Source organism: Geodermatophilus sp. SYSU D00779 (assembly GCF_054050595.1).
Map to the genome: position 1 here is coordinate 42,346 of NZ_JBJGZQ010000017.1, position 26,885 is coordinate 69,230.

Sequence of the window (26,885 nt, forward strand, 5' to 3'; positions counted from 1 at the left end):
CGACTTGACCTGCGCGTGCCCTGTGCCCGGCCGTCAGCGGCTTCGGAGATCAGCGGGGGCGGCGACAGCGCCGTCGGGGAACACCTCCTTCGCTGACGGCTGCCGGTCGCCGGCGCCCCGGCGTCTCTCTGCTCCATCTGGAGTTGTCAATGTGCGGTCGGCAGCTGCCCCGCGGGCGTCGCCGGAGCGCACCGTCACTAGGTCGTCGCCGTCGTCAATCGGGTCTGCAACGAATGCAGCCCATCTTTCGCCCGGCACTCCTGGCTGCGCGGAAAACCCGTCGCGGCCCCCAACGGGTCGCCCGACCACCGGAGGTGCCGGTCATGTCCGTGCTCCCCTTCCCGCCCGTCGTCGATGGTCACCAGCCCTGGTCCGCGGAACGCGTCACGGGCGCCTCAGACCGGGCCGTGCTCGCCCGGGCCGCGGCCCTGGTCGGACTCCCGGCCGACCATCTGCCCCTGCCGCTGCGCTGGGGTCCCGGTCCCGCGCAGCTCGCGGTGCTCCGGACGACCGCGGAGCTGCTCCTGGCGCGGCTCGAGGAGACCTCCGGGGCGTGCCCCGACTGTGCCAGCTCCGCGCGGGCGATGGACTGCGCCCGTGAGCTGGGGAAGCTGGAGGCGCGGCTGGCCGCGTTGGCCCACGGCGCGAACCTCGTGCTGGGCTGGCTGCAGGGGTCATAGACCGTGTGGTGAGCTCCGGCTTGCGTCCTGAGATGGCGCGCTGAGGCGTGACGCGGACGAGCTTCGGCCCGTTCGCGTCACCCGCACCGCCGGTGCCGGGGACGCCGATCGGCACGGAGAGGCCGATGACCCCCAACTCACACCCCCAGAGCGCGAACGCGCCCGAACCGCTGCGCGACTATCAGCTGAGGAAGCTCTTGACGCGCCGGCAGGCGCTCGCCGACGCCGCCGTCGAGCACCTCTGCCACGACCTGCCCGGCGCGGACCTACTCTGGCAGGCCGTCGGCCGCGTGGAGGACCGGCTGCGGCGGGAGTACCCCGCCGTCTGGGCCCGGTCGAACGGCGACTGGGTGGCCACCGACGCCGCCCGGTTGCACACCGCTGACCGGCCGGCACCGGACTCCTGCCGGATCTGCCGGCAGTGGCAGGTGCCCGACGTCGAGGTCCGCCCGGCGTCCTGACCACCACAGTGGCCCCGCCCGCAAGGGCGGGGCCACCTCCATGTCCGGACTCCGGCACGCAGGGGGGCCAGCCCCGTCACCCCGGGCCGCCGCTCGTTCGTCAGCCGGCGGATCGACCTCATTGCCGACCCAGTGTTCCGCCGAACCGGTATCGGCATGACCGCTACCGCCGACGGCCGGGGCCCCCGGCTCGACGACCCCGCTGAGCTCGACCGCTTCCTCACCGACTACACCCCCACCGGTCTGGACGCCGACCGGTGGGCGGTCCTCGCCTCGGATGCCATCGCCCTGGCCAAGATGGCCGGACCGCTGACCCGGACGCGGGTGGAGAAGGACATCCAGGTGCTCGGGGCGGTCGCCGCCCGTCTGATCGAGCGCAACCGCCAGCTGACGCTGGACGAGGCGCTGGCGGACGCAACGCTGCTGGACTTCGACCTCGCACTCGCACGCGCCGGTGCTCGGGACAAGACCCGCGAGAACCGTCGCGGCATCCTGCGCCGCTTGCAGGCGGTGCACCACGGCGTGCCCTGGCGTCGGGAGCGCCGCGGGGACGGCGAGCGGGTCGACGCCCTGCCCCCGCTGTCACTCGTGAGCGAGGTCGCCCGGGTCGTGGCCGTCGCCGAGGCGGACCACGGCGCGGACGCGGCGGCGTTCGTCGCCGCTGTGGACGCTGCTCGACGTGGCCGCCGCGGTGACGCCGAGGCCGGCACCGCTGACCCGGCGGTCTGGCGACGGGCGCGGGCGTTCGCCGAGCGCCACGGACTCGGGCTGACCCAGCGGGTGCTGGCCGCGGCGGTCACCCACGAGCTGCTGCAGAGCCAGCAGCCGGTGGCGGTGCTGATCGCCGCAGCGGGGCTGACCCGTCGCGACCTCGACCTCGGCCTGACCCACGTCGCGGTCCTGCCGGAGCGGCCGTCGGAGCAGCAGCGGGCGGTGCTGCGCGGCGCGTGACGACGGCAGGTCGGCGGTGATTGCCGTACCGGTCGGCCCCCGCACGGTCCCGGCCCGAGCTGCCCGGAGAAGCCGGGCGGCCGGACCGAGGAGCCCGACCTTGACGAGCAACTCCACCCGGCGGCGCAAGCCCAGCAAGGCGGCGATGGCCCGCCAGCTGGCGCACGTGCAGGCCGAGCGCGAGCAGCAGCGACAGCTCCCGCCGGCGCTGACGCGGCTGATCGACGACTACACCGGCCCCAGCTACACCGCGGTGCAGATGGCGAGCATCCGGCCGTTCCTCCGCACCGTCATCACCGCCAGCACGCTCACCGGCGCCGAGAGCGTCCGGAAGCACTGCACTCACATCGCGGGGCTGGCGGCCTACGCGATCTGCCGCGGCGTCGCCCTCGAGCCGCCGCAGGTGCTGACCACGGCCTTCATCGACGAGTACGTGCGCCTGGGCATGACCGGCGCCGGCGACTCGGTCAAGGCCGAGCGGCGGCGGCGCCTGCTCGCCCTCGCCCGCACCGTGAACCCGGGCCCCACCACCCCGGCTCGGCTCGCCCCGATCGGCCACAGCGCGGTCAAGCCGCCCTACACGCCGCCGGAGCTGGCCGTCATCGCCCGCGTCTGCCGCACGCAGCCCACCGAGACCAAGCGCCGCGACCTGTCGGTCGTGGTGGCGCTGTGCGCCGGCGCCGGCCTGGACAGCGTCGACCTCCGCCACCTGTACACCGAGCACGTCGAGGACCTCGGCGCCGACGGTCTGCAGGTCCACGTGCAGCAGCCGCGGCCGCGGACCGTGCCGGTGCGCAGGGGGATGGAGGACCTGCTCCGCGCCGCGATGGGCGGCCGGCGCACCGGCGAACTGATCATCGGGGAGAAGGCGGACCGGCGGAACACCGCCGCCCGCGCCGTGGAGAACGCCGCCCTCTACAACGTCCCGCACATCGAGCCCGCGCGGCTGCGCGCCACCTGGCTCGCCGACCTGATGACTGACACCGTGCCCGTCGGGGTGCTCCTGCAAGCGGCCGGGCTGAAGTCCGCCCGCACGCTGGTCGACCTGATGCCCCACGTCGGCCCGTGGCTGGAGCACAAGGGCCTGACCGCGCCAGCCGCCGACGCGCTGCGCGGGGGTGCCCGGTGAGCGCCAAGCACCTGACTCCGGCGCTGGTCGACCGCACGGTGCATGTCATCGACAGCAGCGGAGTCCTCGGCCTGGCCTGCCCGCCCCGGCAGCCCGGACAGCGCGGCCGGATCGGCAACATCCGGGACAACACCCGCCTGCTGCTCATCGGCATGCACCTGTGCACCCGGCTGGGGCACGAGACCACCCTCAGCAGCATCCACCAGGTGCTCACCGAGGCGCTGCCCCGGGACAAGCAGTGGGAGCTCGGCGTGCTCCGCCCGACCACCACGAAGAATCGCGCCAACGGCAAGCCGTTCGATCCCGACGCGCCCGCGCTGGTCAAGAACGGCAAGCCCCGCAAGCGCATCTGGACCGAGGACGGCGTCGAGGAGATCAGCTACGACGACCTCTACAACGCCGCCACCGCCCTGCGGAAGCGGCTCGACTACGGCCGCGGCGCTGCCCCGGGCCTCGACGACGCTGAGCGCGCGGCCCGCCAGGACGCCGTCGAGCAGATCATCGACGCGCTGATCGCCGTCACCACCATCCCGCGGACCGGCAGCACCTGGGGCCTCGACGCCACCGGCCAGTGGGCCTGGACCCGCGGCCCGGGCAAGCGCAAGAAGGAGCTGGAGAAGAAGCTCGCCGACGGCGTGGCCGACGCGGAGGACCCCGACGGGCTCGAGGTCGCCGGCATCGCCACCGACGACGAGGGCGCCACCGCGCCCGAGGACCAGAGCGCCCCCGCGCCCGCCTCCGCCCGGGGCCGCTGCCTCGACGCCGCCTGGGGCTACAAGACCAGCAAGACCGGGGAGAAGGAGGTCGGCTTCGGCTTCCACCAGCACACCATCTGCCGCGTTCCGGACCCCACCGCGGACAACGACGACGAGCCGCTGCTCATCGACGGGTTCGTCCTCACCCCGGCCAACGCTGACGTCGTCGACGCGTCCCTCGGGCTGATCGACCGCATCCGCGCCCGGCACGGCTTCACCCGGCTCCTCGGGGACATGCTCTACACCAACCTCAAGGGCGGCCGGTGGGCCGTGCCGCTGGCCCAGCGGGGCATCGAGCAGGGGCTGGCGATGCGCAGCGACAACCACAAGGTCGTCGACATCAACGGTGCGCAGATGCAGCACGGCTGGCTGCACTGCGCCGCCGCCCCGATGGACCAGCGGCCGCTGCCGCCCGACCGGGCCTCCGCCGAGGAGTGGGACACCTTCCACGACAGCGTCGAGGAGTTCCAGCGCAACTGGGCCTTCGACCGCAAGGAGAGCGGCCTCGGCAAGAACCTGACCAGCAAGTGGATCTGCCCGGCCCGCGCCGGCCGCGCCGGCTGCCACGCCCTCGGCACGGCGCAGGTCCAGGCGGCCACCGAGCTGGAGCTGCCGATCATCACCCCGCCCGACGACTGGCAGACCCGGCGGTGCTGCACGGGCAAGACGATGGACTTCACGCCGGACCCGGACGACGTGAACCACCAGCGCAAGCTGATGCAGCGCGAGTACTACGGCAGCCGCCGGTGGCGGCGGCTGTTCAAGCGGCGGGCGCTCGTCGAGGGCGCCTTCGGCATCCTGAAGAACGCCAGCCGGCAGCGCCTCCGCCGCGGCCAGAACCGGCTGCCCGGCCTGGCGATGGCCTCCATCGTCGCCGCGGTCAAGGCCAGCGTGTTCAACGAGGAGCAGCTCCGCAACTGGCACGACCGCACCGGCCGCGGCCCGGCGGACCACCCGCTGCTGCAGCCCGACCCGCCGTACTGGGGCTTCCGCGACCTGACGAAGGAGGAGGCGAAGGCCGTCGACGCCGAGCACCTGCGCCGCCTCCGCGGCGGCCACCTGCAGCCGGTCCCCGAGGCCGCCTGACACCTGCGTGAGACGACGAACCGCCCCGGACCTGCAGGTCCGGGGCGGTTCGTCATTCTGCGAAGAGTCTCCGCGAAATCTGCGAAGACCTCGGGGTGGAGGTGGCGGGAATCGAACCCGCGTCCTACGACGCATCACCAGGGCTTCTCCGAGCGCAGTCCGCTCTGTCTCTGCTCGACCCCATCGATCTCGCGAACAAGTCGATGTGACGGGCCCAGTCGCTGTTCGGTGTCCCGCACGCGCCCGCGACCGGCACGCACGGTCAGTCATCTAGCTGATGCCAGGATCCGGGCCGATGACGAACCCGGGCTGACAGAGTCGCTCCGCTACTTAGGCAGCGAGGGCGAACTCGCGCTGACTGGAGTCGGCGCTTGTGTTGTTTCCGACGCGTGGTTAACGAGCTCATCGTCGGCTTCCTCGGCTCGCTTCCCCTGGTCATCCGACCGCAGTCGAGACCATTCACCCCCTGTGTAGTTGTGCAGACAGCGTAACGGCACCCGCCGACGGGTTGTTCCCGCGCCACCCGGCCCGCTGCAGTTCCGCCGCCGGGCCCCTCGCAGGGTCCCGCCGCGAGCCTGCCAGCGGTGGGGGGCGAGGGGGTCCTCCCTCAGATCCAGCCGCGGCGCTTGAAGACGGCGTACAGCGCCAGGCTCACCCCGATCATCGCCAGCAGCGCCATGGGGTAGCCGAACGACCAGTGCAGCTCGGGCATGTCGTCGAAGTTCATCCCGTACACCGTCCCGACCAGCGTCGGCGCGAAGAGGATGGCCGCCCACGCGGAGATCTTCTTGACCTCCTCGCCCTGCGCGATCGAGGCCTCGGTGAGCTCGCGGATCTCCTCGTTCTGCCGCTGCGCCACCAGCGTCGCGTTCACGGTGAGGATGTCGCGCAGCTGCAGCCGGAAGGCCTCCACCCGTTCGGTGACCGAGGTGACGTGGTCGGCGACGTCGCGCAGGTAGCTGCGCAGGTCCTCGTCGACGCCGTACTTGTCGAAGCCGGCGGCGATCGCGTCGAGGATGCCGGTGAGCGGCTGCGCGGCGCGCTGGAACTCCAGCACCTCCTGCGAGAGCTCGTAGATGCGCCGCGAGACGCCGGGGTCGCCGCGGAAGACCTCGGTCTCGATCTCGTCGATGTCCGTGGCCAGCCCCGCGACCACCGGCGAGTACCCGTCGACGACGGCGTCGAGGATCGCGTACAGCACCGCCTCGCTGCCCTTCTCCAGCAGCGCCGGCTCGCTCTCCAGCCGCCGGCGCACCCGCGAGAGGTCCGGGGACTCGCTGTGCCGCACGGTGATGGCGAAGTTCCGGCCCAGGAACAGGTGCAGCTCGCCGAACTCCACCTCCTCGGTCGCGTCGAGGTACCGCGCGGCCTTGAGGACGACGAACAGCGTGTCCCCGTAGCGCTCGAACTTGGGCCGCTGGTGGGCCTTGATCGCGTCCTCGACCGCCAGCTCGGGCAGGTCGTACTGCTCGGCCAGCTCACCGAGCTCGCCGGGCTCGGGCCGGTAGAGGCCCAGCCACACCAGGCGGTCGGGGTCCTCGACCAGCCACTCGTGGCTCTCCGCGACGCTGTCCGGCGTCGCCACCCGCCGTCCCGACGAGTAGACGGCGTTGTCGACGATCAGCGACTGCCGCTGCGGCGTGACCGGAGCCGGGGGCTGCGGCGCGGGCGCGAGGGTCAGTTCGGGGCGCGGCCGGCGGGCCAGGGTGGACAGGGCGGTGAGGGACGCACGACGGCGGTCGACCACGGCGGACTCCCGGGGAGGCGCTGGAGCGGGGGACTCGTCGGGGGTCCGCATCCCTGGCGGCTCCGCTGCAGGACCCCGCCGCCAGCTCGCGGACGGCGGGGGCAGCGGGGTCCTTCACCAGCTGGTGCGACCCCCGGTGCCGGTACTGGGCGGTTCACTGCGCATGGCACAGCACCTCCCGTCGTCCGTGGGTCGGCCCGCTCGAGCGGGCCGTCGTCCATCGTGACACGCGCTGTCCACCCGGCTCCCCCGGTCGGGTGAACCTCACACGACGGTCAGCCGACGTCCAGCACCAGGTCGATCAGCACCGGGAGCAGCACGACGATCAGCAGGGCGCCGAGGACGTCGAAGGAGATGCCCGACCGGATCATCTTGGTGATCGGCACGACGCCGGAGCCGTAGACGATCGCGTTCTGCGGCGTCGACACCGGCAGCATGAACCCGAAGGACGCCGCGAAGGTCGCCGCCAGCGCCGGCACGAACGGGTTGATCCCCGCCGCCACGGCCACCGGGATGATGATCGGCACGACGACCGCGGCCGAGGCGGTGTTCGAGGTCGTCTCGGAGATCACGATCGCCAGCAGCACCGCGAACACGGTGATGGCGAAGGTGTTGGTCAGCCCGAGCAGGTCGGCCGAGCCGTTGCCGATGGTCTCGGCCAGGCCCGTGTCGGCCAGCAGCGAGCCGAAGATGATCCCGGTGCCGAAGAGCAGGATCGTGCCCCAGTCGATCTTCGCCGCGTCCGACCAGTTGAGCGTGAACTCCCGGCGGCCCCAGTCGGTGGGCAGCAGGAACAGCAGCGAGGCCCCGAGGACGGCGACGATGCCCTCGTCGAGCCGGTCGCCGATCGTCGTGTAGAGCGCCGAGTCGGTGCCCGCGGTCAGCGCGATGACGCCGGGGAAGATCCACAGCGCCACGGTGATCCCGAAGGCGACCAGGGTGTTCTTCTCCGCCCGCGTGACCGGTCCGAGCTGCGCGCGCTCGTGCTGCACGTACTCGTGCACGCCCTCGATCCGCTTGATCTCCGGCCGGTTGAGCAGCAGCAGGACGGCGGCCAGCGCCACGAACATCAGCGCGCAGATCGGCAGCGCCATGAGCATCCAGTCGAGGAAGCCGATGCGCTCCCCCGTCGCCTCCTCGATCAGCCCGCGGCCGATGAGGTTCGGCGGGGTGCCGACCGGGGTGATCAGCCCGCCGACGCTCGCCCCGTAGGCCAGCATCAGCATCAGCGCGACGCCCACCCGCAGCCGCAGCGGGTCGAAGTCCGGCGCCACCAGCTCCTTGTCCTGCAGCAGCTTGGCGATCACCGAGAGGATGCCGATCGCCGTGGGCAGCAGCATCGCGACCGTGGCGGTGTTGGAGACGAACGCCGACAGCAGGCAGGTGATCAGCCCGAACGCGATGACCACCCGCGCGGTGGAGCCGCCGACCCACCGCATCGACAGGATCGCCATCGCGAACCGCCGCGCGACGCCGTGCTTGAGCATCGCGGCGGCCAGGATGAACGCGCCGATGAAGGTGAACACCGTCGTCGAGCCGAGCGGGCCGACGGCGTCGTCGGCGGGCACCACACCGAGGACGGCGATGGCCCCGACGCCGATCAGCCCGCCGATCGGGATGGGCACCGGCTCGGTGATCCACAGGACGATGACGCCGAGGAGCACCGCGGCGAGCAGGTGCTGGTCGCGCGGCAGGTCCAGCGGCAGCAGCGCGAAGACGATCGTCACGACCGGGGCGAGGAACAGCCCGACCGTGCGGCGTCCCTTCTCGAAGCGCTCCTCCGCCGGGCTGAGCCGCTGCTCACCGAGGCTGCGGTAGGTGGCCGACCCGCGGAACGCGGCGTCGACGTCGGTCCGCCGTCCGGACCCCTGCTGCCGTTCGGTCGCGGTCATGACGCCCTCCCCTGGACTGGGACCCCGACCCTAGGGAGGCTCGGCTCAGCCGGGAACCTCTCCGTCCGGCGGTGGCACGGCCAGCGCGACGAGGAAGCGCGACACCATCGCGTAGCCGCCCACCAGCACGGTCAGCTCCACGAGCTGCCGGTCGTCGAGGTGCTCCCGGACGCCGGCGAACACCTCCTCGGGGACGGCGACGTCGCGCGTCGAGGCGTCGGTGAAGGCGAGGACGGCGGCCTGCAGCGGCGTCCACACCGGCTCGGCGGCGGCGTCGGGACGGCGCAGCACCTCCAGCTGCAGCTCGGCGAGACCGGCGCGGCGGGCGATCGGCTCGTGCGACACCCACTCGAACGCGGCGTCGTTGAGCACCGCCACCCGCAGCACCACCAGCTCGCGCAGGTCGGCCGGCAGCGTCGTCGCCCCGCGCAGCGCGCCGAGCAGCGCGTTCCAGCCCTCGGCGACCGGCGGGCTGTGCAGCAGCAACCGGTCCAGCGCGGAGAGCTCGCCGCCGCGGCGGGCGCGCAGCAGCTCCGCCGTCGGCCCGTCGTCGTCCGACTCCGGGACACGGGGCTGGTTCACCGGGCGGCGAGGACGCCGGCCGGGTAGGCGCCGGCCGCCACCAGCCGCGCCGACAGGCCGCGGCCCAGCTCGACCACCCGGGTGGTCCGCTCCGGGCCCAGGTGCACCCAGGGCGCCGCGGAGAGCTCGTCGGTGCCGGCCTCGATCTCGGCGCGCAGCGCGACCCCGGCCTCGGTCAGCGCGCCGTCGGCCACCAGTCCCCGCGCGGCCAGCCGGTCGGCGGCCGCGGCCCACTCCTCGTCGCTCCAGCCGCGGGTGGCCTTGGCGGCGGCCTCGGTGAAACCGCGGCCGGTCAGCGTGTGGGTGACCAGCGACTCGAGGCCGGTGAGCCCCGCCCGCAGCAGGCAGGCGACGTGCCCGTCGCCGCGGTGCTCGCGCAGGAGCGTGGCACCGTGCCACAGCGACGGCACCGGCTCCTCCGGCCAGGGCTGGTCGGCGTGCGCGGCGTACAGCGGGCGGCCCTCGGGGGTGAGCGCGGTGCAGGCCTCCCGCAGCAGGTCGGCGAGCTCGGCCACCTCCGGCGCGGCGGCGGCGTCCGCACCCCCGAGCAGCCGGGTCAGCGAGGCGCGGGCACCGTCGAGGCGCGCGGCGAGCACCTGTTCCGGAGCGGCGAGGGTCCAGGCCCGCGGCACGTGCCGGGCCACGAGCGCGGGGGCGAAGTTGACGAAGGTCGCCGTCACGGTGCCCGGACCGACCGCGCCCATCGCGGCCGCGCGCCCGGCGAAGTAGCACATCCGGCCCGGGCGCAGCCCGACCGCGGTCAGGTGCTCGTCCTGCTCGGGCGAGAAGTAGACGTGGTTGTGCAGCGGCTCGACGGCGCGGTGTGCGCGGGCGACGTCGGGGGCGGGGGGATCGGCGCTGACCATGGCGCGGAATGTAGGAGGACCCCCTGCCACCCACCACTCCAGGGGGACGCCGTCCCCCTCACCGTGGGAGGGCCCACCCGGAGCCTGGGGAGGGCCTAGCCGGGACGGGGGCCGGCGTGCCGGCCCAGCGAGCGCAGCCACCGGCGCTGCCACGGCGTCTCGACCGCGCGCGGGTGGTACCGCTCGCGCACCCAGCGGACGGCATCGGCAGCCGGCAGCCCGTCCAGGACGGCCAGCGCGGCCAGCGCGGTGCCGGTGCGGCCGACCCCGCCGTGGCAGGCCACTTCGACCCGCTCCCCCGCCCGCGCCCGGTCCAGCGCCTCGCTGAGCGCGGCGAGGGCGTCGGCGCGGTCCAGCGGGATCCAGAAGTCCGGCCAGCGGACCCGGCGCGCCGGCCACGGCGGCAGGGGGCCGCCGCCGAGCACGACCGCCCGGTCCGCCGGGGACGCCGGGGCGCCCAGCCGGCGGCCCCGGACCCGCGCCCCGCCGGGCAGCTCGACCAGCCCGGCGCCGTCGGCCCAGCTCACGTCCCCGGGAGGCGGGTGCTGGCCCACTGGACGCGGGTGCGCACGCGCGTGAACCCCAGCCGCTGGTACAGCCCGAACGCCCCGGTCGGGTTCTCGGTGTCGACCTGCAGCCCCGCGGTGTCGCAGCCGGCGGCGGCGCCCGCGCGCAGCGCCGCGAGGATCAGGGCCGACGCGATGCCGCGCCCGCGGGCCGGGCGCAGGACGCCGAGCTGCCCGATGTGGGCCTGCTGGACGCCGGTCGCGCGGGTGTCGGCCTCGTACACGTAGGTCAGCACGTATCCGGCCACCGCCCCGTCGACGAGAGCGAGCACCGACAGGTCCGGCCGGAAGGCACGCGTCCCGGTGAACCAGGCCCGCCACGTGGTCGCGTCGCGCTCGCCCGAGCCGTGGTGGTCGGTGAAGGCCGCGTTGTGCGCCCGCCGCACCTCGTCGTCCCGGTCCCAGGCGAAGGGCACCAGCTCGACGCCGGGCACCGCCGGCACCTCCGGCAGCCCGGTCAGCGGCCGGTCCATGTCGGCGTACCAGCGCTCGGCCGCGAAGCCGGCGCGGCGGACCAGTGACTCCAGCGAGCCCATGCCCGGGTACACCGAGACGGTCAGCCGGGCCGGCAGCTCGGGGCGGTCCCGGCGGTGCACCTCCGCGGCGCGGCGCAGCTGCCAGCCCAGCAGCGCGCGGCCGATGCCGCGCCCGCGCCAGGCCGGGTGCACCCGCCCCTCCAGCAGGACGCGGTGGTCCCCCCGCGCCCCACTGATGGACAGCACCACGGCCACCCCGACCAGCGTGCCGTCGGCGGTGCACACCGCCCGACCGTCGCTGGACAGGTCGACCAGGTCGTTGACCCACCACTCGGCGAGGTCGTCGGCGTCGTCGTGCTCACCGGTGTCGTCGACCGGCTCGGCGGCGGCGAGCAGCCCGGCCGCGGCGGGGAGGTCCTCGGCGGTCAACGGTCGGGCGGTGAGGCCCGCGGGCAGGTCGAGCACGCCGCGCAGCGTAGGGACGGCGACCGCCGCGGTCGACCGGGTTCCCGCGGCTGTGTTGCGGCCGGGTCCAACCCCGCGTCAGCATCGGCGCACGCCGCCGAGAGGAGGGCCCCCGTGCCCCGCTTCCTGGTCATCGCCCGGTACCAGGCGCAGGGCGCGCGGGCGGTGATGGCGGCCGGGGGGTCGGCCCGGCGCAGCGCCCTGGAGCACGCCGTCCTGGACCTGGAGGGGCGGCTGGAGAGCTTCGACTTCGCGCTCGGGGACGCCGACGTCTACGCGATCGTCGAGCTGCCCGACAGCGCGGCCGCCGCGGCGCTGTCGCTCACCATCACCGGGGGCGGCGTCGCGTCGGTCCGCACCGTCGCCCTGCTGACGCCCGAGGAGGTCGACCGGGCCGCCCAGCTGCACCCGGACTACCCCGCCGGCCCGCGCTGAGGGGTCACCAGCCGGGCAGGAACAGGCAGAACGGGTGACCGGCCGGGTCCAGGCACACCCGGACGCCGTCCTGCGGCTGGAACTCCGCCACCGTCGCACCGGCCTCGACGGCGAGCGCGACCGCCGCGTCGAGGTCGTCGACCTCGATGTCGAGGTGCACCTGCATGCGCGGGTCGCCGGGGCCCGCCGGCCACACCGGCGGCACGTGGTCGGTCTCGAGCTGGAAGGACAGCCCCGCGCCGCCGTCCTCCGGCCGGAGGGTCACCCACTCCGGCCCGTCGCTCGTGATCGGCCAGCTGAGCAGGCGCTGGTAGAAGCGCGCGAGCCCCCTCGGGTCGGGGGTGTCCAGCACGGTCGCGGTGAGTCGCACGCGTCCACCCTGGCCAGCCGGGCGCGGCCCTGCCACCGCAGCGACCCGCCCCGGGGTCAGGGCGCCAGCGCGAACATCCGGGCGCCGTTGTGCCAGAGGACGGCGCGCAGCCACTCCTCCCCCAGCTCCAGCCGGTGCAGGGCGGCCAGCTGGTGGGCGTACGGGTACGGGATGGACGGGAAGTCGCTGCCGAGCACCACCTTGTCCCGCAGCGCGCCCAGCCGCGGCCGCAGGGCCGGGTCGAACGGCATGAGCCGTTCGGTGAAGTCGGTGGCGAACATCGTGGTGTCCAGGTGCACCCGCTCGTAGCGCTCGGCCAGGTCGAGGAAGGCCGCGTACTCGGGCATGCCGAGGTGGGCGATGACCAGCTGCAGCCGCGGGTGGCGCTCGAGCAGGCCGGTCATCGGCGCGGGCCCCGTGTGCTCCCCGCGCAGCGGGCCGGAGCCGCAGTGGATGACGACGGGGGTGCCGGTCTCCTCCAGCCGCGCCCACACCGGGTCCAGCAGCGGGTCGCGCGGGTCGAAGGCGCCCACCTGGACGTGCACCTTGAACACGCGCACGCCGCGGTGGAGCGCCGCCTCGACGTAGGACGCCGCCTCCGGCTCGGGGAAGAAGGTCGCCGACTGCAGCACCCGCGGGTGCGCGGCGGCGAACCGCGCCGACCAGTCGTTGAGCCAGGCGGCCATGCCGGCCTTGTGCGGGTAGGGCAGCGTCGGGAAGGCCCGGACCCCGAGCCGGTCGAGCACCGCCAGCCGTTCGTCCTCGGGCAGCGGGTACTGCACCGGCCAGGCCGCGCCGTAGTGGGTCTCAGCGGCGGCGAAGTAGTCCCAGACCTTGGCCTGCACCCGCTCGGGCAGGAAGTGCACGTGCACGTCGACGAGCCCGGGCAGGCCCAGCTCGCGCCAGTACCGGGGGACGTCGGCGTCGTCGACCGGCGGCGGGACGGCGCCCCTCACCGCAGCGTGACCGTGCCCGTGGTCACGAGCGCAGCGTGACGACGACCTTGCCGCGCACGTGCCCGCCCGCGACCAGCTCCTGCGCCTCCGCGGTCTGCTCCAGCGGGAACGCCCGGGCGACCGGCACCCGCAGCTGGCCGGCGTCGGCCATCCGGCCGAGCTCCTCGAGGTGCTCGTGCTCGGGACGGACGAAGACGTAGCGGCCGCCCATCTCGTTGACCACCGGGTCGACCACGGAGGTGATGCGGGCGCGGTCGCGGACCTGCTTCGGCGCGTCGGCCAGGGTGTCGCCGCCGACCAGGTCGAGAACGGCGTCGACCGGCTCGGACAGCTGCGCGCTGACCGGCCCGGCCGAGTAGTCGAGCACCTCGCCCACCCCGGCGTCCCGCAGGAAGCCGTGGTTGCGCGGACTCGCCGTGCCGATGACGTGCGCGCCCAGCGCGACGGCGATCTGGACGGCGGAGAAGCCGACACCACCGGCCGCGCGGTGCACCAGCACCCGCTCGCCCTCGTGCACGTCGAGCGCCTCGGTCAGCGCCTGGTAGGCGGTCAGCCCGGCCAGCGGCAGCCCCGCCGCCTCGGCGAAGGACAGCGACTCCGGCTTGTGCGCCAGGCACCGCTGCGGCGCCGGCACGAGCTCGGCCGTCGTCCCCCACTGCACGTCGTCCCGGCGGACGTAGCCGAACACCTCGTCACCGGCGGCGAACGCGGTGACCGCGGGCCCGGCGGCCTCGACGACCCCGGCCACGTCCCAGCCCGGGATGATCGGCAGGTGGTGCGGATAGGCGCCGGTCAGCCCGCCGGAGCGGATGAGCACGTCGACCGGGTTGACGGCGGCGGCGTGCACGCGCACCAGCACGGTGTCGGGGCCCACCGGGGGGTCGGGCAGGTCGTCGCGGAGGGTCAGGACCTCGGGGCCGCCGTACCGGTCGTAGGCCACACCCCTCATCGGCACACCAGCACTTACCGCCGTCCCTTCACGTAGCGCCCGAAGGCCCGCTGGATCTCCCGGCGCGAGTCGCGCTCGGCGAGGTCCTGCCGCTTGTCGTAGGACTTCTTGCCCTTGGCGAGGGCGAGGGTCGCCTTGACCTTGCCGTCCTTGAAGTACAGGTCGAGCGGCACGAGGGTCAGGCCGCCCTCCTTGGTCTTGCCGATGAGCTTGTCGATCTCGGCGCGGTGCATGAGCACCTTGCGCTTGCGCCGCGGGGCGTGGTTGGTCCACGTGCCCTCGGCGTACTCGGGGATGTGCACGTGCTGCAGCCAGACCTCGCCGTCGTCCACCGTGGCGAAGCCGTCGACGAGCGAGGCACGGCCGGCACGCAGGCTCTTCACCTCGGTGCCGGTGAGCACCAGGCCCACCTCGTAGGTGTCGAGGATCGAGTAGTCGTGCCGCGCCTTCTTGTTCTGGGCGATGAGCTTGCGCCCCTCTTCACGCGGCATGTCCCCAGGCTACTGGGCGCCCGGAGACGGCGAGATCTGCGCGGTGGCGGCCATCGGAGCGCTGATGGCCGCCACCGTGCAGATTCCGCGGGGAGGACGGAGGCGCTAGATGCGCACGTACAGGCGCAGCGTGACGTAGGCGGCGACGGCGGCCAGGCCCACGCCGGCGGCGGCGATGACCGGGCTGATGAAGGCGATCGCGCCCCAGTCGACCGGCGGGATGATCCCGGCGCGGATCGGCCCGGCGAGGGTCTTGTCCACGAACAGGATCTTGGTGACGACCAGCCCGCCGATGGCCAGCAGCGCACCGATCAGCCCGGCCAGCGCGGCCTCGAGGATGAACGGCAGCTGGGTGTACCAGCGGGAGGCGCCGACCAGCCGCATGATGTTGGTCTCGTTGCGCCGGTTGAACGCGGCCAGCTGGATCGTGTTGGAGATCAGCAGCAACGCCGCGAGCGCCTGGACGACGGCGACGGCGATCGTCGCGTTGCGGGCGCCGTTGAGCAGGCTGAACAGGCGGTCGAGGAAGTCGCCCTCGTCGCGCACCTGGTCGACGCCGTTCTGCCCGTTGGGGAACTCCGCGGCGATGACCGAGTAGCGCTCGGGGTTGACCAGCTCGACGCGGAAGCTCTCCGGCAGCGCGTCCGGCGGGGTGTTCTGCACGAGCTCCGGCTGCTGGCTGAACTGCTGCTGGAAGCGGGCGTAGGCCTCTTCCTTGGACTCGTGGATGTGGTTGGCCACCTCGGGCGAGCCCGACAGCTGCTGGTCGATGGCCGCCCGCTGCTCGTCGGTGACGTCGTCGGCCAGGAAGATGGAGACCTGCACCTTGTCGTAGTAGATCTCCTTCATGTCGGAGATCATCCCGGCGATCAGCAGACCGGTGCCCATGAGGCCGAGCGAGATGGCCGTGGTCAGGATCATCGCGACCGTCATGGTCAGGTTGCGACGCAGCCCGGTGGCCACCTCGGAGAGCACGAAGTTGACGCGCATTGGTTCCCTGTCGTGAGGTCAGGCAGGTGGAGGAGCGGGCGACCGGGTCAGCGGCCGACCCCGTAGACACCGCGCGACTGGTCGCGGGTGAGGACTCCCCCGTTGAGCTCGATCACGCGCCGGCGCATCGAGTCCACGATGTGGTAGTCGTGCGTCGCCATGACGACCGTCGTCCCGGTCCGGTTGATGCGCTCCAGCAGCAGCATGATGCCCTCGCTGGTCTCCGGGTCGAGGTTGCCGGTGGGCTCGTCGGCCAGCAGCACCAGCGGCCGGTTGACGAACGCGCGGGCGATGGCGACGCGCTGCTGCTCGCCACCGGAGAGCTCACTGGGCAGCCGGTTGGCCTTGCCCTCGAGGCCGACCATCTCCAGCACCTCGGGGACGACGCGCTTGATGGTCCGCTGGGGCTTGTTGATGACCTCCAGCGCGAAGGCCACGTTCTGCGCCACGGTGCGGTTGCGCAGCAGGCGGAAGTCCTGGAAGACGCAGCCGATGGTGCGGCGGAGCTTGGGCACCTGCCACTTGCTCATCGTGTTGAGCGTCTTGCCGTTGACGATGACGTTCCCCTTGGTGGGGTCGTCCTCCTTGAGCAGCAACCGCAGGAAGGTCGACTTGCCCGAGCCCGAGGAGCCGATGAGGAAGACGAACTCGCCCTTGTCGATCTCCGTCGACACGTCCTCGAGAGCCGGCCGCGAGCTGGCCGGGTAGAGCTTGGTGACGTGTTGCAGTTCGATCACGAGGGGCCACGGTACCTCTCCGACCGGGGAGACTGGAGTGTCACGCGCGGTCGGCCGCCGTCCCGTCCCGACGGAGCGTGAGCGACTCCGCACGGGGCCCGGGACGCCCGTCACCCAGCGTGGCGCATCCGGCGTCCGGCCGTGCGACGGGTGTGACGAGCGGGACACCTGTGGCCCCCTGCGAGGTCCCGCCGCGAGCTCGCGAGTGGTGGGGGGCAGGGGTCCTTCAGCTGGACGGCACGGCCTCCTGCTGACGACGCCACCGGATGCCGGCCTCGATGAACGGGTCGATGTCCCCGTCGAGGACGGCGGAGGTGTTCCCGGTCTCCTGCTCGGTGCGCAGGTCCTTGACCATCTGGTACGGGTGCAGGACGTAGGAGCGCATCTGGTTGCCCCAGCTGCTGCCCTCGCCGCGCAGCGCGTCCATCTCGGCCCGCTGCTCCTCCTGCCGCTTGGCCAGCAGTCGCGCCTGGAGGACGCGCATGGCCGCCGCCCGGTTCTGGATCTGGGACTTCTCGTTCTGGCAGGAGACGACGATGCCGGTCGGCAGGTGGGTGATCCGGACGGCGGAGTCGGTGGTGTTCACGCTCTGCCCGCCGGGGCCGCTGGACCGGAAGACGTCGATGCGGATCTCGTTCTCCGGGATGTCCACGTGGTCGGTCTGCTCGACGACGGGCAGCACCTCGACACCGGCGAACGACGTCTGCCGGCGGCCCTGGTTGTCGAACGGCGAGATGCGCACCAGCCGGTGGGTGCCCTGCTCGACCGAGAGCGTGCCGTAGGCGTAGGGCTGCTTGACCGCGAAGGTCGCCGACTTGATGCCGGCCTCCTCCGCGTAGCTGACGTCGTAGAGCTCGACGGGGTACTTGTGCCGCTCGGCCCAGCGCAGGTACATCCGCATGAGCATCTCGGCGAAGTCGGCGGCGTCGACGCCCCCGGCCTCGGAGCGGATGGTCACCAGCGCCTCGCGGGAGTCGTACTCGCCCGAGAGCAGGGTGCGCACCTCGAGCTCGTCGATCGCCTGGCGCAGGCTCTCCAGCTCCCGCTCGGCCTCGGCCAGGGTGGCCGCGTCGTCCTCCTCGTGCGCGAGCTCGTGCAGCAGGCCGACGTCGTCGAGCCGGCTGCGCAGCTCCTCGACCCGGCGCAGGTCGCCCTGCAGGTAGGAGAGCTTGGAGGTCAGTGCCTGCGCGGCCTCGACGTCGTTCCAGAGGTCGGGGGCGGCGGCCTGCTGCTCGAGCTCGGCCACCTCGCGACGCAGCCGGTCGACGTCGAGGACCGCCTCGATGGACTTCAGGGTCGTGTCGAGTTCGTCCAGGACGACGGAGAAGTCAGCGGCCACATCGACCCAGGGTAGTCGCGCTCCGGGACCGGGTAGGCAGCCACGGCATGAGCGAACCCCGCCGGCGGCGGTCCCGCGAGGACTACCAGCGCGGCCTCCCCGACCACCACGACCCGACGGCCGGCATCGGCGGCGCACCGCCGGCGCGGTCGGCGCTGACGCTGCGGCTGGTGCTGGCCGCCTTCGGCCTCGTCTTCTGCCTGGGCGCCGGCCTGCTCTGGCTCTCCGGCGACGACCTGCCCGTCTGGCCCGCGGTGGTGTTGTTCGTGCTGGCGGCGGCGGCCGCCGTCGACCTGGTCGTGGTGGCCCGTCGCAAGATGCGCGGCGAGCCCGGCTGACAGAGGACCTCCCTGCCCCCCACCGCTCGCACGCTCGCGGCGGGCCCCTGCAGGGAGGCCGGTCAGAACAGGGCGGTGGCCGGCGGGGCGGCGTACCCGGCGAGCCAGCCGGTCAGGTCCTCGGCGGGCATCGGCCGGGCCAGGTGGTAGCCCTGCGCGAAGGTGCAGCCGAGCTCGGTGGCCAGCGCCAGCTGCTCGGCGGTCTCCACGCCCTCGGCCTGGGTGCGCACACCACAGGCCTGGGCCAGCGCGACGACGGCGGCGATCGCCGCGGCCGCCTGGCTGCGCCGCCCCGGCGGGTAGGCCACCAGGCTGCGGTCGATCTTGAGCAGCCCGGTCGGCATGGCGACCAGCTGGCCCAGCGAGGAGAAGCCGCTGCCGAAGTCGTCGATCGACACCTCGACGCCGGAGCGGCGCAGCTCGGCGAACTGCGCGGCGGCGCGCTCGACGTCCTCGGCGACCGAGCGCTCGGCCAGCTCGACGACGAGCTGCTCGGGCGGCAGCCCGGAGGCCTGCAGCGCCTCGTGGACGTCGGCGACCAGCGTGCCGGTGGCGACGTGGTTGGCGCTGATGTTCACCGAGGTGACCAGGTGCAGCCCGGCCGCCGCCCACGCCGCGGTCTGCCGGGTTGCGGTGCCCAGCACCCAGCGGGCGATCGGGGTCATCAGGTCGTGCTGGAGCGCCGTCGGCAGGAAGTCGGCCGGCGCGAGCAGGCCCCGGCGCGGGTGCTGCCAGCGGATCAGCGCCTCGACTCCGGTGCACCGGCCCGAGGCCAGGTGCAGCACCGGCTGGTAGTGCAGCACCAGCTGGCCGTCGTCCACCGCGTCGCGCAGCTCGGCGGCGACGGTGGCCTTGTGCTGGGCGGCGGCGCGCAGGTCCGCGGTGAACAGCCGGACCCGGTTGCGGCCGGCCGCCTTCGCCGCGTACATCGCCAGGTCGGCGTCGCGGACCAGGTCCGTGGAGCGCACCCGCGTCGGGGAGTCCGCTGCGGTGGCGATGCCGATGCTGACGCCCAGCCGCACCAACCGGCCGCCGAGGTCGAACGGGCGGTCGATGCTGGCCCGGCACCGGTCGGCCAGGGCCTCCGCCCCGGTGGAGTCGCAGTCGCGGCACAGGACGACGAACTCGTCGCCACCCAGCCGGCCGACGGTGTCGCCGACGCGGGTCACGCCGGTCAGCCGCTGCGCGATCTGGCGCAGCAGGTCGTCGCCGGCCTCGTGGCCGAGGGAGTCGTTGACGTCCTTGAAGCCGTCGACGTCGAGGAAGAGGACCGAGACCGGCCCCCGGTCGTGCTGCTGCAGCTCGGCGTCGATGAGCTCGTGCAGGTGGGCGCGGTTGGGCAGCTCGGTGAGGGTGTCGTGGCGGGCCCGCCAGTGCGAGGCCCGCTCGGCGGCGACCCGGTTGGTGACGTCGGTGTGGGTGACCACGACCTGGCCGGCCTGGTCGACCCGCGAGGCCTGCAGGTGGACCCAGTGCGTGCCGCCGCGCAGCTGGAGGGCGTAGTCGGCCTGCACCGAGGGGCGCTCGCCGCGGGAGAGCGCGCGCAGCTCCTCGATCAGCGTGGCGGTGCTGTCGTCCCCGTTGAGCCGGCGGGCCATGGCGAAGTAGTCGCCGTCGACCCCGACGCGGACCCGGTCGTCACCGAGGACGTCGGCGACCTTCTCCCAGGCGGTGTTGGCCAGCAGCACCGTGCCGCCGGCGTCGATCAGCAGGGTCGGCGAGGGCAGCGCGTCGAGCACCGCCTCGACGACGACGGCGGGCTGGGCCGGACCGTCGACCCGGCGGCGGACGTCGAGGGGCAGTTCGTGCTCCTCCGGTCGTCGTCCCACGAGCTCTCCTGCCAGGTCCGAGCGGTCCTCGTCGGTCTCGGTGGGCACGGTGCCCGGGTGGACGGTGCTCATGCCCCGCCCCACCCCCCTCCGTCCCGTGGCTCGCGCGTCTCCTCCACCACCCAGCGCAGGTAGTCGGGGTTGCCCCCGACCAGCGGCAGGGCGATGACGCACGGGACGTCGTACGGGTGGAGCTCGGCAGTGCGCGCGACGACCTCCGGCACCAGCGAGCGCCGGGTGTGCAGGGCGACGCGCGCCTCGGGTTCGTCGTGCACGGCGCCCTCCCAGCGGTAGACGGACCGGATGGCGGCGAACTGGTGACCGCAGGCCACCAGTCTCTCCTCCACCAGTGTCCGTGTGTACCCGCTCAGCCACTCCGCGTCACTTCCCGTGACCACGATCTCGCACACGTCGTCCGCCACGCGGCCATCCTGCCGGGGTGGAGTGACAGCTCCGCGGGGTAGGGCGGGGGCATGGACGAGGAGATGACCATCACGGTCGACAGCGAGGACTACGTGCTCCGCCCCGAGGGCGACAACCTGAAGGTCGGCCGCCGGATGGGCGACGACACGGCCTGGCTCGACGACGTCGAGCTGGCCAGCCTGCCCGCGGACGCCCGCATCGCCCTCGATCGCGGCAACACGTCCGACCCGGCGCTCCTGCTCGCCCTCCGCGGCGTGGTGGCCGCGGAGGTGGGGCGCGGCGGCTGAGCGGAGCGGGAGGGGGCGTGCCTACGGTGCGGGCGTGCCCCCTCCCGACCGGCTGCCGGCCGACCTGGTCCTCGAGGGCGGTGGGGTCAAGGGCATCGCCCTGGTCGGCGCCACCGTCGAGCTGCTGCGCCGCTACCGCTTCGAACGGGTCGCGGGCTCCTCGGCGGGCGCCGTCCTCGCCGCCTTCCTCGCCACCGGACTAGACGCCGACGGCGTGCTCGAGCGGACGTCCCGCCTGGAGTACGACCGGGTGCCCGACGCCTGGGCACCGGTCCCGGTCGTCGCCCCGGCGGTCGGGCTGCTCACCCGGTCCGGGCTGCACCCCGGGCGTTACGTCACCGAGTGGGTGCGCCGGGAGCTCGCCGACCTCGGCGTGCGCACCTTCGGCGACCTGCGCCGCGAGGACCCCGGCGACGACCCGACGCTGGCGCCGTGGCAGCGCTACCGGCTGGTGGTGACGGCGACCGACGTCAGCCGCGGCCGGCTGCTGCGGCTGCCCTGGGACTACCGCGACTACGGCCTGGACCCCGACGCCCAGCCGGTCGCCGACGCCATACGGGCGTCCCTGGCCATCCCGTTCTTCTTCGCGCCGCAGACGCTGCGCGACCGCCGCACCGGGCGGCGGTCGACCCTGCTGGACGGCGGGGTGCTGTCGAACTTCCCGGTGGAGATCTTCGACCGCACCGACGCCGCTCCCCCGCGCTGGCCGACCTTCGGCGTCGGGGTCGGCGACGTCCTCTCCGACGGGGAGGTCTCCGTCTTCCCCCACCGCCGCCTGCTGCCGCCGCCGGTGCGCCTGCTGGACTCCCTGGTCGCCACCACCGTGAACGGGCGGGACCGCACCTACCTCGCCCAGCCGTGCGTGCGCCGCCGGGCCGTCTCCATCGACACCAGCGGCACCCGGGCGACCGACTTCGACATCAGCCCGGCCGAGCGGGCGCGGCTGGTGACCGCGGGGACGACGGCGGCGCGGGAGTTCCTCGCCGGGTGGGACTGGGCGGACTACCTCCGCGAGTGCCGCGGCGTCGCCGCGGGCTGACCGGCCGGGCGCCGCCCGGGGAGGCCGGGGCAGGGAGGTCCTCGGTCAGCCGTCCTCGCCGTCCACCAGCTCCAGGGCCATCTCGGGCCACCACTGGCCGGCGGGCGGACCGCCCGCGCAGGTGCCGTCGGAGTCGCCCGGCTGCTTCACCCAGAGCAGCGCGTCGACCCGGTCGAGGTCGGGGGACGTCGTCGGCGCGGCGCCGACCTCCCGGTCCGGCGGGTTGCACCAGCGGCCCTCGCCGCCGGCGGCGTCCTCCGGCGGGCCGGCGCCGTTGCGGCTGGTGTCGACGACGAAGTGGGCGGGAGGCGTGCCCTCGGGCGCACCCTGCTCAAGCTCCCGGGACAGCTCCAGCCCGTAGTCCGCGCTCGCCTCGGTGGTCTCGTAGTTCGAGACGTTGAGGGCGAACCCGTCGGCCCGGTCGACGCCGCTGCGGCGCAGGGCGTCGGCGAGCGCCGGCAGGTCGTCCACCCAGCTGGCGTTGCCGGCGTCCACGTAGACCCGGGTCTCCGGCTGCCGGTCGAGGATCTCCACGGCCTGAGCGAGCATCTGGTAGCGCCCCGCGGGGTCGACGCCCTCGCACCCGACCAGGGCCTGCGGGACGGCGTCCGGCTCGAGGACGACCACCGCGGGCCGGTCGCCGAGAGCCGCGGCGAAGCTGCCGATCCAGCTCAGGTAGGCGTCGACGCCGGCGGCGCCGCCGGCGGAGTAGGACCCGCAGTCCCGCCCCGGCACGTTGTAGGCCACCAGCACCGGGAGCTCGTCCTCGGCGGCCGCGGCGAGGGAGATCTCCTCGACCGCCGGATAGGGGTTGTCGGGGGTGGCGATCCAGGTGGCGGTCGGCTGGTCGGCCAGCGGGGCCAGCGCCTCGGCGTCCGCCGTCCGCCCCTCGGCGAGGGCCTGCTGGACCGCGGCGGGGCCGTGGCCCTCGGGGTTGAGCCACAGCTCCTCCCCCGCCAGCCGGCCGGACTCCGCCGCCGGGGTCTCGGGGGTCTCGGGGGTGTCGGCGCCGCCGCAGGCGACCGCGGTGCCGGCGACGGCGGCCAGCACCGCGGCCCGGACGGACCGTCGGGCGTGCAGGCGCGTCCTCATCCGACGTGCACCCAGCGCGCCGGGGAGGGGACGCCCTTCTCGTCGACCACGACCAACATGTACCAGCCGTCGGGCGTGAGGCCCTCCTCCTCGGGGACGCCGAGCTCGTAGGAGCCGCTGCCGCAGCAGCCGTCCGGGCAGTCCGCGGGGTGCTCGGCGGCGGGGTCGCCGGCCGCCGTCCCCGGGCAGGACGCCGGCCGGACGTCGAGGGCGACGGAGCGCTGCTCGGGGTCGGTCTGGTGGGTCACCGCGCTGGGCCGCACCAGCCGCGCCTCGGCGACCTCGCCGTCGGTGCTGACCGGGAAGGAGCTGCCGCGGGTGACCTCCTCCGGCGCGTCGGTGACCTCCGGGCGGTCGCCGGCGAAGAGGTACGGCGGGGAGTAGATCTCGATCCGCGTCTCGAACGTCCCGGGGACGGTGTTCCCCTCGTCGGAGAACAGCGGGTCCGAGCCCATGGTCATCACCCGCCCGTCGGGCAGCAGCAGCGCGGTGGCGTGGTAGTTGCGCCCGACCTCGTTCGGCGCCGCCTCGTGCAGGTGGCCGCTGTGCGGGTCGTACACCGTGGTCAGGTGGAGGTCGCTCTGCGAGTTGCCGCGGTAGCCGACCGAGCCCCCGGTGAGCAGGGTGGTGTCGTCGGGCAGCGTGACCGCGTTGAGGTAGCGCGCCGGGCTCGGGTAGTCGCTGGCGGCCGGCTGGTAGCGCGGCTCCGGCTCGCTGAGGTCGACGACGTCGAAGCGCGCCGTGGACTCCTCGCTGTCCCCGACCCCGCCGCCACCGACGATGCCGACCCGCTGGTCCTGCGCGGGCGCGAGCAGGAACGAGGAGCTGGTCTCGGTGAACTCCGGGTCGCGCAGGCCGGGGACGTCGGTCCAGCTGTTGTCGTCGAGGTCCCAGATGCCGGGCTGGCGGCCCTCCTCGGCCGGCCCGTAGCCGGTGTTGGAGCCGCTGTAGAACAGCCGGTGCCCGTCGGCGAGCCGGAACAGGGCCGGGTAGGTCGGGAAGTAGCGCTCCAGCTCGGGGTGGTCCTCCCAGCTGCGGGTGGCCGGGTCGTAGACCTCGTTCTCGCCGTCGAGGACCTGGCCGTGCTCGTCGAGACCGGAGACGGCGAGCACGCCGCCGTCCTCCAGGCCGACCAGCGTCGGGTACCAGCGCGACTCGGTCAGCCGGTCGGTCTCGCGGTAGGTCTCGGTGGCGACGTCGAACTCGTAGGAGGCGTCGAGCCCGCGGTAGTTCTGCTTGTCCAGGGTGATGGTGTCGCCCTGGCCGTAGAGGTCGCGGCGCCGCTCGGGCTCGACGTCCTCGACCTGGAACTGCTGGCCGCCCGTGACGACCGGGGCGTCGCCCTCCTCCTCGGCCTCGATCCAGACGTCCTGCTCGCCGGCCACGGAGCTGCCGTCGCCCATCAGGTGCGCGGGCGGCACCGTGACGTCCTCGGTGGAGACGTAGCCGTGGCCGCGCGCGGTGAAGCGGGTGCCCGTGGGCAGGGTGACCGAGCCGTCGTGGCGCTCGTTCTTCACGGTGAGGACGCCGGCGGCCCTGGTGACGTCGTCGGCGAGCACCTCGTACTTGCGCGTGCCCCCGGCGATGAGCAGGTTGCCGTTGGGCAGGTAGGCGTGCCCAGAGCAGAACAGGTCCTCCGGCGTCGGCACCTCCTTGGTGTCGCCGGTGACCGGGTCCCAGACGATCGTCGTGAAGCTGCCGGCCTCGAAGTCCTCGGCGTCGTTGCCCGACCCGGCGACGAGCAGCACCTTGCCGGTGTGCAGCAGCGCGGCGTGGACGGCCTGCGCCCGGTACTCCTCGGGCAGCTCGATGGTCTCCCACGAGCCGTACTGCGCCTTGTAGTCCGGCCGGCTGTGCTGGAAGTCGTCGTAGGCCCCCTGGGCCACGGCGGTGACGACCGGGCCGTTGGCCGCGACCAGCCCCGCCACCGTCGCGGCCACCAGGGCGGCGTTGCGCAACCGGCGGCTGCGCTTCGGCTTGGGTCGGATCATCGGGTGCTCTCCTGGGTCTGGGGGACGTCGACCGCGCGGTTGCCGACGAAGGTGACGGCCGGCGTGCGGAGGCGGACGGCGGCGACGGCGTCCGGCACGACCGGGGCGGGCAGGGACGGCGTCCCCTCGGGGGCGTGCCGGCGCTGCCGGACCGACGCGGTGGCCCAGATCGCCACCGGCAGCAGGCACATGACCAGGCTCAGCACGGCCCAGACGCGGATCGCCGGGTGGGTGTGGCCGAGCAGCTGCGAGGCCACCAGCGCGACGAGCAGGACTGCGGCCCAGGCCAGGTGCCGGGAGAAGGCGGCCAGGCTGCTCCCGCTGACCGCGCCCTTGCGGGTGACGGCGAAGCCGGTGCTGCGGTTGCGGATCGCGGCCCACAGCGCGCTGACGTACAGCGGCGTCGACATCACCGAGATCACCATCCCGCTGACGCCTGAGGAGCCCTCCTCCTCGTGCGGGCTCACGTTGTGCCTGCGGTTCCAGAAGTAGACGGCGACCTGCAGCACCGCGGCGTTGACGTAGAGCATCAGCCACAGCTGGGCCGACACCAGCAGGCCGGCCACGCCGGTCAGCAGGTAGGCGACCAGGTTGGTGACGCCGAGGACCCAGCTGACCGCGGTCGCCGGGTAGTACGACATCAGCAGCGTGTAGTGCAGCCGCTGCGCGACGGCCATCCGCGGGGCCAGCCGCCAGAAGCGGCGCAGCACGATCTCGTCGGTCCCGCGGGCCCACCGGCCCTGCTGGGTGAAGTAGTCCCGCCAGGTGCTCGGGCCCTCCCCCACCGCCAGGACGTCGGGGGTGTAGACCGACCGCCAGCGCGCGCCGGTGCCCGGGTTGGTGCTGGCGTGCCAGACCAGGCTGGTCGCGGCGTCCTCGGTGATGGAGTCCTGCAGCCCGCCGATGTCGCGCAGCGCCGAGATGCGGACGGCGTTGTTGGTGCCGACGAACATCGCGGCGCGGAACCGGTTGGCCGCCCGCTGCAGCACGCTGTGGAACAGGTACTGCTGCGACTCGGCGGCGCGGGTGACGAAGGTGTCGTAGTTGCCGTACACCTGCGGGCCCACCACGAAGGCGACGTCCGGGTCGCGGAAGTAGCCCATGAGCCGCTCGGCCATGTTCGGCAGCGGCACGTGGTCGGAGTCCACCGAGATCCAGAAGTCGTAGCCGTCGCCGTGCGCGTCGAGCCAGGCGTTGTAGTTGCCGTGCTTGGTCCGCGCCTTGTGCCGGCCGGTGGGCTGGTTCCACTCGGGGACGCCGGCCCGGGTGAAGTGGCGGACGCCGAGCTCGGCGCACATGGCGCGCACCGCCGGGTCGTCGCCCTCGTCGAGCAGCCAGACGTCGAGCGTGCCCTCGTACCGGACGGCGCGGGCGGCCGCCAGCGTCCGGCGCACCATCTCGATCGGCTCCTTGCTCGGCACGATCGTGGTGATGAACGCGATCCGCTGACCGGGGAGCGGGGCCAGCGGGATCGGGTCGCGCGCGTTGAGCGTCGCGACCGCCAGCGTGAAGACGTTCACCAGGCGCAGGGCCTCGATGGCGGCGACGCTGCCGATCAGCGCCACGACCAGCACCGAGCGCCAGTCGCCGGCCCACTCCGGGTGGTGCGCCGGCCGCAGCAGGAAGACCAGGAACAGCACCTCGAAGAGCAGGGCCGCGGTCACCAGCAGCCAGGCCCGGATGCGCGCGCCGCCACGGGACACCGGCTCGAACCGGATGCGGGAGTCCCCCGCCGGCTCCTGCAGCGGGCCGGCGAGCTCGCTGAAGTCGGCGTAGGGGTACCTGCGCTCAGCCACGCCGGGACGCGACCGGGAGGCTGCCTCCGGCGCGGGAGGACGTCGGGGACGCGGACCGGCGGGGCGCGGGGGCGGATGAGGGCATGGGGCAACCGTTCGTGAGGGGGCGGGGAGGTCACGCGGGCAGGCCGGGATCCCGGGCCGGCGTCCTGGGGAGAGCCGGGCCG

At 73.9% G+C, this 26,885-nt stretch carries 27 protein-coding genes and 1 other RNA gene; 9 read left to right on the forward strand and 19 right to left on the reverse strand.

Annotated features, from left to right (window positions below; translation table 11 throughout):
- Positions 1-323 precede the first annotated feature (323 nt).
- From ACI79G_RS14920 to ACI79G_RS14940, 5 genes are all read left to right on the forward strand, one after another.
- Positions 324-680: a hypothetical protein gene (locus ACI79G_RS14920; RefSeq protein ID WP_456881902.1), complete on the forward strand. Its 357-nt coding sequence runs from the start codon at positions 324-326 to the stop codon at positions 678-680.
- Between the two features lie 125 nt (positions 681-805).
- Positions 806-1,141 carry a hypothetical protein gene (locus tag ACI79G_RS14925; protein WP_456881903.1) on the forward strand — a complete coding sequence of 112 codons (336 nt, stop codon included), beginning with the start codon at positions 806-808 and terminating at the stop codon, positions 1,139-1,141.
- 156 nt (positions 1,142-1,297) lie between these two features.
- Entirely contained in the window at positions 1,298-2,092 is a 795-nt protein-coding gene (locus ACI79G_RS14930) for a hypothetical protein (protein ID WP_456881904.1), read from the forward strand.
- A 100-nt stretch (positions 2,093-2,192) separates the two neighbouring features.
- Complete coding sequence (locus ACI79G_RS14935; RefSeq protein ID WP_456881905.1) at positions 2,193-3,221, forward strand: hypothetical protein; 1,029 nt, start codon at positions 2,193-2,195, stop codon at positions 3,219-3,221.
- Entirely contained in the window at positions 3,218-5,062 is a 1,845-nt protein-coding gene (locus tag ACI79G_RS14940; protein WP_456881906.1) for a hypothetical protein, read from the forward strand. The genes ACI79G_RS14935 and ACI79G_RS14940 overlap by 4 nt, the downstream gene beginning before the upstream one ends.
- A 93-nt stretch (positions 5,063-5,155) precedes the next feature.
- Here the strand turns inward: ACI79G_RS14940 and ssrA are convergent.
- The 7 genes from ssrA to ACI79G_RS14975 form a co-directional block, all read right to left on the reverse strand.
- Positions 5,156-5,529: a transfer-messenger RNA gene (gene ssrA / locus ACI79G_RS14945) on the reverse strand.
- A gap of 140 nt (positions 5,530-5,669) precedes the next feature.
- Positions 5,670-6,809 carry a magnesium and cobalt transport protein CorA gene (locus ACI79G_RS14950; protein ID WP_456881907.1) on the reverse strand — a complete coding sequence of 380 codons (1,140 nt, stop codon included), beginning with the start codon at positions 6,807-6,809 and terminating at the stop codon, positions 5,670-5,672.
- Between the two features lie 275 nt (positions 6,810-7,084).
- Positions 7,085-8,701: an SLC13 family permease gene (locus ACI79G_RS14955; protein ID WP_456881908.1), complete on the reverse strand. Its 1,617-nt coding sequence runs from the start codon at positions 8,699-8,701 to the stop codon at positions 7,085-7,087.
- Between the two features lie 45 nt (positions 8,702-8,746).
- The gene (locus ACI79G_RS14960) at positions 8,747-9,283 is read right to left on the reverse strand and encodes a carboxymuconolactone decarboxylase family protein (protein WP_456881909.1); all 537 of its coding nucleotides are present in this window, start codon (positions 9,281-9,283) and stop codon (positions 8,747-8,749) included.
- A complete protein-coding gene (locus ACI79G_RS14965) occupies positions 9,280-10,149 on the reverse strand; it encodes an SCO6745 family protein (protein ID WP_456881910.1) in 870 nt (289 codons plus the stop codon). Before ACI79G_RS14965 ends, ACI79G_RS14960 begins: the two co-directional genes overlap by 4 nt.
- Positions 10,150-10,244: 95 nt before the next feature.
- Positions 10,245-10,676 (reverse strand): protein-tyrosine phosphatase family protein, encoded by a 432-nt coding sequence (locus ACI79G_RS14970; protein WP_456881911.1) that lies wholly within the window; start codon positions 10,674-10,676, stop codon positions 10,245-10,247.
- Entirely contained in the window at positions 10,673-11,656 is a 984-nt protein-coding gene (locus tag ACI79G_RS14975; RefSeq protein ID WP_456881912.1) for a GNAT family N-acetyltransferase, read from the reverse strand. Before ACI79G_RS14975 ends, ACI79G_RS14970 begins: the two co-directional genes overlap by 4 nt.
- A 114-nt stretch (positions 11,657-11,770) precedes the next feature.
- Between ACI79G_RS14975 and ACI79G_RS14980 the strand changes: the two genes are divergently transcribed.
- A complete protein-coding gene (locus tag ACI79G_RS14980; RefSeq protein WP_456881913.1) occupies positions 11,771-12,091 on the forward strand; it encodes a GYD domain-containing protein in 321 nt (106 codons plus the stop codon).
- Between the two features lie 4 nt (positions 12,092-12,095).
- Here ACI79G_RS14980 and ACI79G_RS14985 read toward each other — a convergent pair whose 3' ends face one another.
- From ACI79G_RS14985 to prfB, 7 genes are all read right to left on the reverse strand, one after another.
- Positions 12,096-12,461 (reverse strand): VOC family protein, encoded by a 366-nt coding sequence (locus tag ACI79G_RS14985; RefSeq protein WP_456881914.1) that lies wholly within the window; start codon positions 12,459-12,461, stop codon positions 12,096-12,098.
- Positions 12,462-12,517: 56 nt separating this feature from the next.
- Positions 12,518-13,417: an amidohydrolase family protein gene (locus ACI79G_RS14990; RefSeq protein ID WP_456881915.1), complete on the reverse strand. Its 900-nt coding sequence runs from the start codon at positions 13,415-13,417 to the stop codon at positions 12,518-12,520.
- A 22-nt stretch (positions 13,418-13,439) separates the two neighbouring features.
- Positions 13,440-14,366 (reverse strand): NADP-dependent oxidoreductase, encoded by a 927-nt coding sequence (locus tag ACI79G_RS14995; protein WP_456881916.1) that lies wholly within the window; start codon positions 14,364-14,366, stop codon positions 13,440-13,442.
- A gap of 14 nt (positions 14,367-14,380) precedes the next feature.
- Entirely contained in the window at positions 14,381-14,857 is a 477-nt protein-coding gene (smpB, locus tag ACI79G_RS15000) for an SsrA-binding protein SmpB (RefSeq protein WP_091215566.1), read from the reverse strand.
- 105 nt (positions 14,858-14,962) lie between these two features.
- A complete protein-coding gene (ftsX, locus tag ACI79G_RS15005) occupies positions 14,963-15,847 on the reverse strand; it encodes a permease-like cell division protein FtsX (protein WP_456881917.1) in 885 nt (294 codons plus the stop codon).
- Positions 15,848-15,894: 47 nt separating this feature from the next.
- On the reverse strand, positions 15,895-16,584 hold the full coding sequence (gene ftsE, locus ACI79G_RS15010) for a cell division ATP-binding protein FtsE (protein ID WP_091215560.1): 690 nt from the start codon (positions 16,582-16,584) through the stop codon (positions 15,895-15,897).
- 226 nt (positions 16,585-16,810) lie between these two features.
- On the reverse strand, positions 16,811-17,923 hold the full coding sequence (gene prfB / locus ACI79G_RS15015) for a peptide chain release factor 2 (RefSeq protein WP_456881918.1): 1,113 nt from the start codon (positions 17,921-17,923) through the stop codon (positions 16,811-16,813).
- Between the two features lie 47 nt (positions 17,924-17,970).
- Between prfB and ACI79G_RS15020 the strand changes: the two genes are divergently transcribed.
- On the forward strand, positions 17,971-18,261 hold the full coding sequence (locus tag ACI79G_RS15020) for a DUF6343 family protein (protein ID WP_448620881.1): 291 nt from the start codon (positions 17,971-17,973) through the stop codon (positions 18,259-18,261).
- A 62-nt stretch (positions 18,262-18,323) separates the two neighbouring features.
- Here ACI79G_RS15020 and ACI79G_RS15025 read toward each other — a convergent pair whose 3' ends face one another.
- Complete coding sequence (locus ACI79G_RS15025; protein WP_456881919.1) at positions 18,324-20,162, reverse strand: putative bifunctional diguanylate cyclase/phosphodiesterase; 1,839 nt, start codon at positions 20,160-20,162, stop codon at positions 18,324-18,326.
- Positions 20,159-20,512, reverse strand: a complete 354-nt coding sequence (cutA, locus tag ACI79G_RS15030) for a divalent-cation tolerance protein CutA (RefSeq protein ID WP_456881920.1) — start codon at positions 20,510-20,512, stop codon at positions 20,159-20,161. The genes ACI79G_RS15025 and cutA overlap by 4 nt, the downstream gene beginning before the upstream one ends.
- Positions 20,513-20,563: 51 nt before the next feature.
- On the opposite strand from cutA, the gene ACI79G_RS15035 reads away from it, so the two are divergent.
- Positions 20,564-20,800, forward strand: coding sequence for a hypothetical protein (locus tag ACI79G_RS15035; RefSeq protein WP_456881921.1), 237 nt, complete (start codon positions 20,564-20,566; stop codon positions 20,798-20,800).
- A 34-nt stretch (positions 20,801-20,834) separates the two neighbouring features.
- Complete coding sequence (locus ACI79G_RS15040) at positions 20,835-21,839, forward strand: patatin-like phospholipase family protein (protein WP_456881922.1); 1,005 nt, start codon at positions 20,835-20,837, stop codon at positions 21,837-21,839.
- Between the two features lie 45 nt (positions 21,840-21,884).
- Here the strand turns inward: ACI79G_RS15040 and ACI79G_RS15045 are convergent, their stop codons facing one another.
- Genes ACI79G_RS15045 through ACI79G_RS15055 form a run of 3 tightly spaced genes read right to left on the reverse strand, consistent with a single transcriptional unit; the run spans position 21,885 to position 26,718 of the window.
- Positions 21,885-22,931 carry a glycoside hydrolase family 6 protein gene (locus ACI79G_RS15045; protein WP_456881923.1) on the reverse strand — a complete coding sequence of 349 codons (1,047 nt, stop codon included), beginning with the start codon at positions 22,929-22,931 and terminating at the stop codon, positions 21,885-21,887.
- Positions 22,928-24,922, reverse strand: a complete 1,995-nt coding sequence (gene glxA, locus ACI79G_RS15050; RefSeq protein ID WP_456881924.1) for a radical copper oxidase GlxA — start codon at positions 24,920-24,922, stop codon at positions 22,928-22,930. The genes ACI79G_RS15045 and glxA overlap by 4 nt, the downstream gene beginning before the upstream one ends.
- Positions 24,919-26,718 (reverse strand): glycosyltransferase family 2 protein, encoded by a 1,800-nt coding sequence (locus tag ACI79G_RS15055; protein WP_456881925.1) that lies wholly within the window; start codon positions 26,716-26,718, stop codon positions 24,919-24,921. Before ACI79G_RS15055 ends, glxA begins: the two co-directional genes overlap by 4 nt.
- Positions 26,719-26,885 lie beyond the last annotated feature (167 nt).

Bases quoted from the DNA above. Each gene is read 5' to 3' on its own strand.
- ACI79G_RS14920 (WP_456881902.1), top strand. From the start codon at position 324: ATGTCCGTGCTCCCCTTCCCGCCCGTCGTCGATGGTCACCAGCCCTGG.
- ACI79G_RS14925 (WP_456881903.1), top strand. From the start codon at position 806: ATGACCCCCAACTCACACCCCCAGAGCGCGAACGCGCCCGAACCGCTG.
- ACI79G_RS14930 (WP_456881904.1), top strand. From the start codon at position 1,298: ATGACCGCTACCGCCGACGGCCGGGGCCCCCGGCTCGACGACCCCGCT.
- ACI79G_RS14955 (WP_456881908.1), bottom strand. From the start codon at position 8,701: ATGACCGCGACCGAACGGCAGCAGGGGTCCGGACGGCGGACCGACGTC.
- ACI79G_RS14965 (WP_456881910.1), bottom strand. From the start codon at position 10,149: ATGGTCAGCGCCGATCCCCCCGCCCCCGACGTCGCCCGCGCACACCGC.
- ACI79G_RS14995 (WP_456881916.1), bottom strand. From the start codon at position 14,366: ATGAGGGGTGTGGCCTACGACCGGTACGGCGGCCCCGAGGTCCTGACC.
- smpB (WP_091215566.1), bottom strand. From the start codon at position 14,857: ATGCCGCGTGAAGAGGGGCGCAAGCTCATCGCCCAGAACAAGAAGGCG.
- ftsX (WP_456881917.1), bottom strand. From the start codon at position 15,847: ATGCGCGTCAACTTCGTGCTCTCCGAGGTGGCCACCGGGCTGCGTCGC.
- ACI79G_RS15020 (WP_448620881.1), top strand. From the start codon at position 17,971: ATGAGCGAACCCCGCCGGCGGCGGTCCCGCGAGGACTACCAGCGCGGC.
- ACI79G_RS15025 (WP_456881919.1), bottom strand. From the start codon at position 20,162: ATGAGCACCGTCCACCCGGGCACCGTGCCCACCGAGACCGACGAGGAC.
- ACI79G_RS15035 (WP_456881921.1), top strand. From the start codon at position 20,564: ATGGACGAGGAGATGACCATCACGGTCGACAGCGAGGACTACGTGCTC.
- ACI79G_RS15045 (WP_456881923.1), bottom strand. From the start codon at position 22,931: ATGAGGACGCGCCTGCACGCCCGACGGTCCGTCCGGGCCGCGGTGCTG.
- glxA (WP_456881924.1), bottom strand. From the start codon at position 24,922: ATGATCCGACCCAAGCCGAAGCGCAGCCGCCGGTTGCGCAACGCCGCC.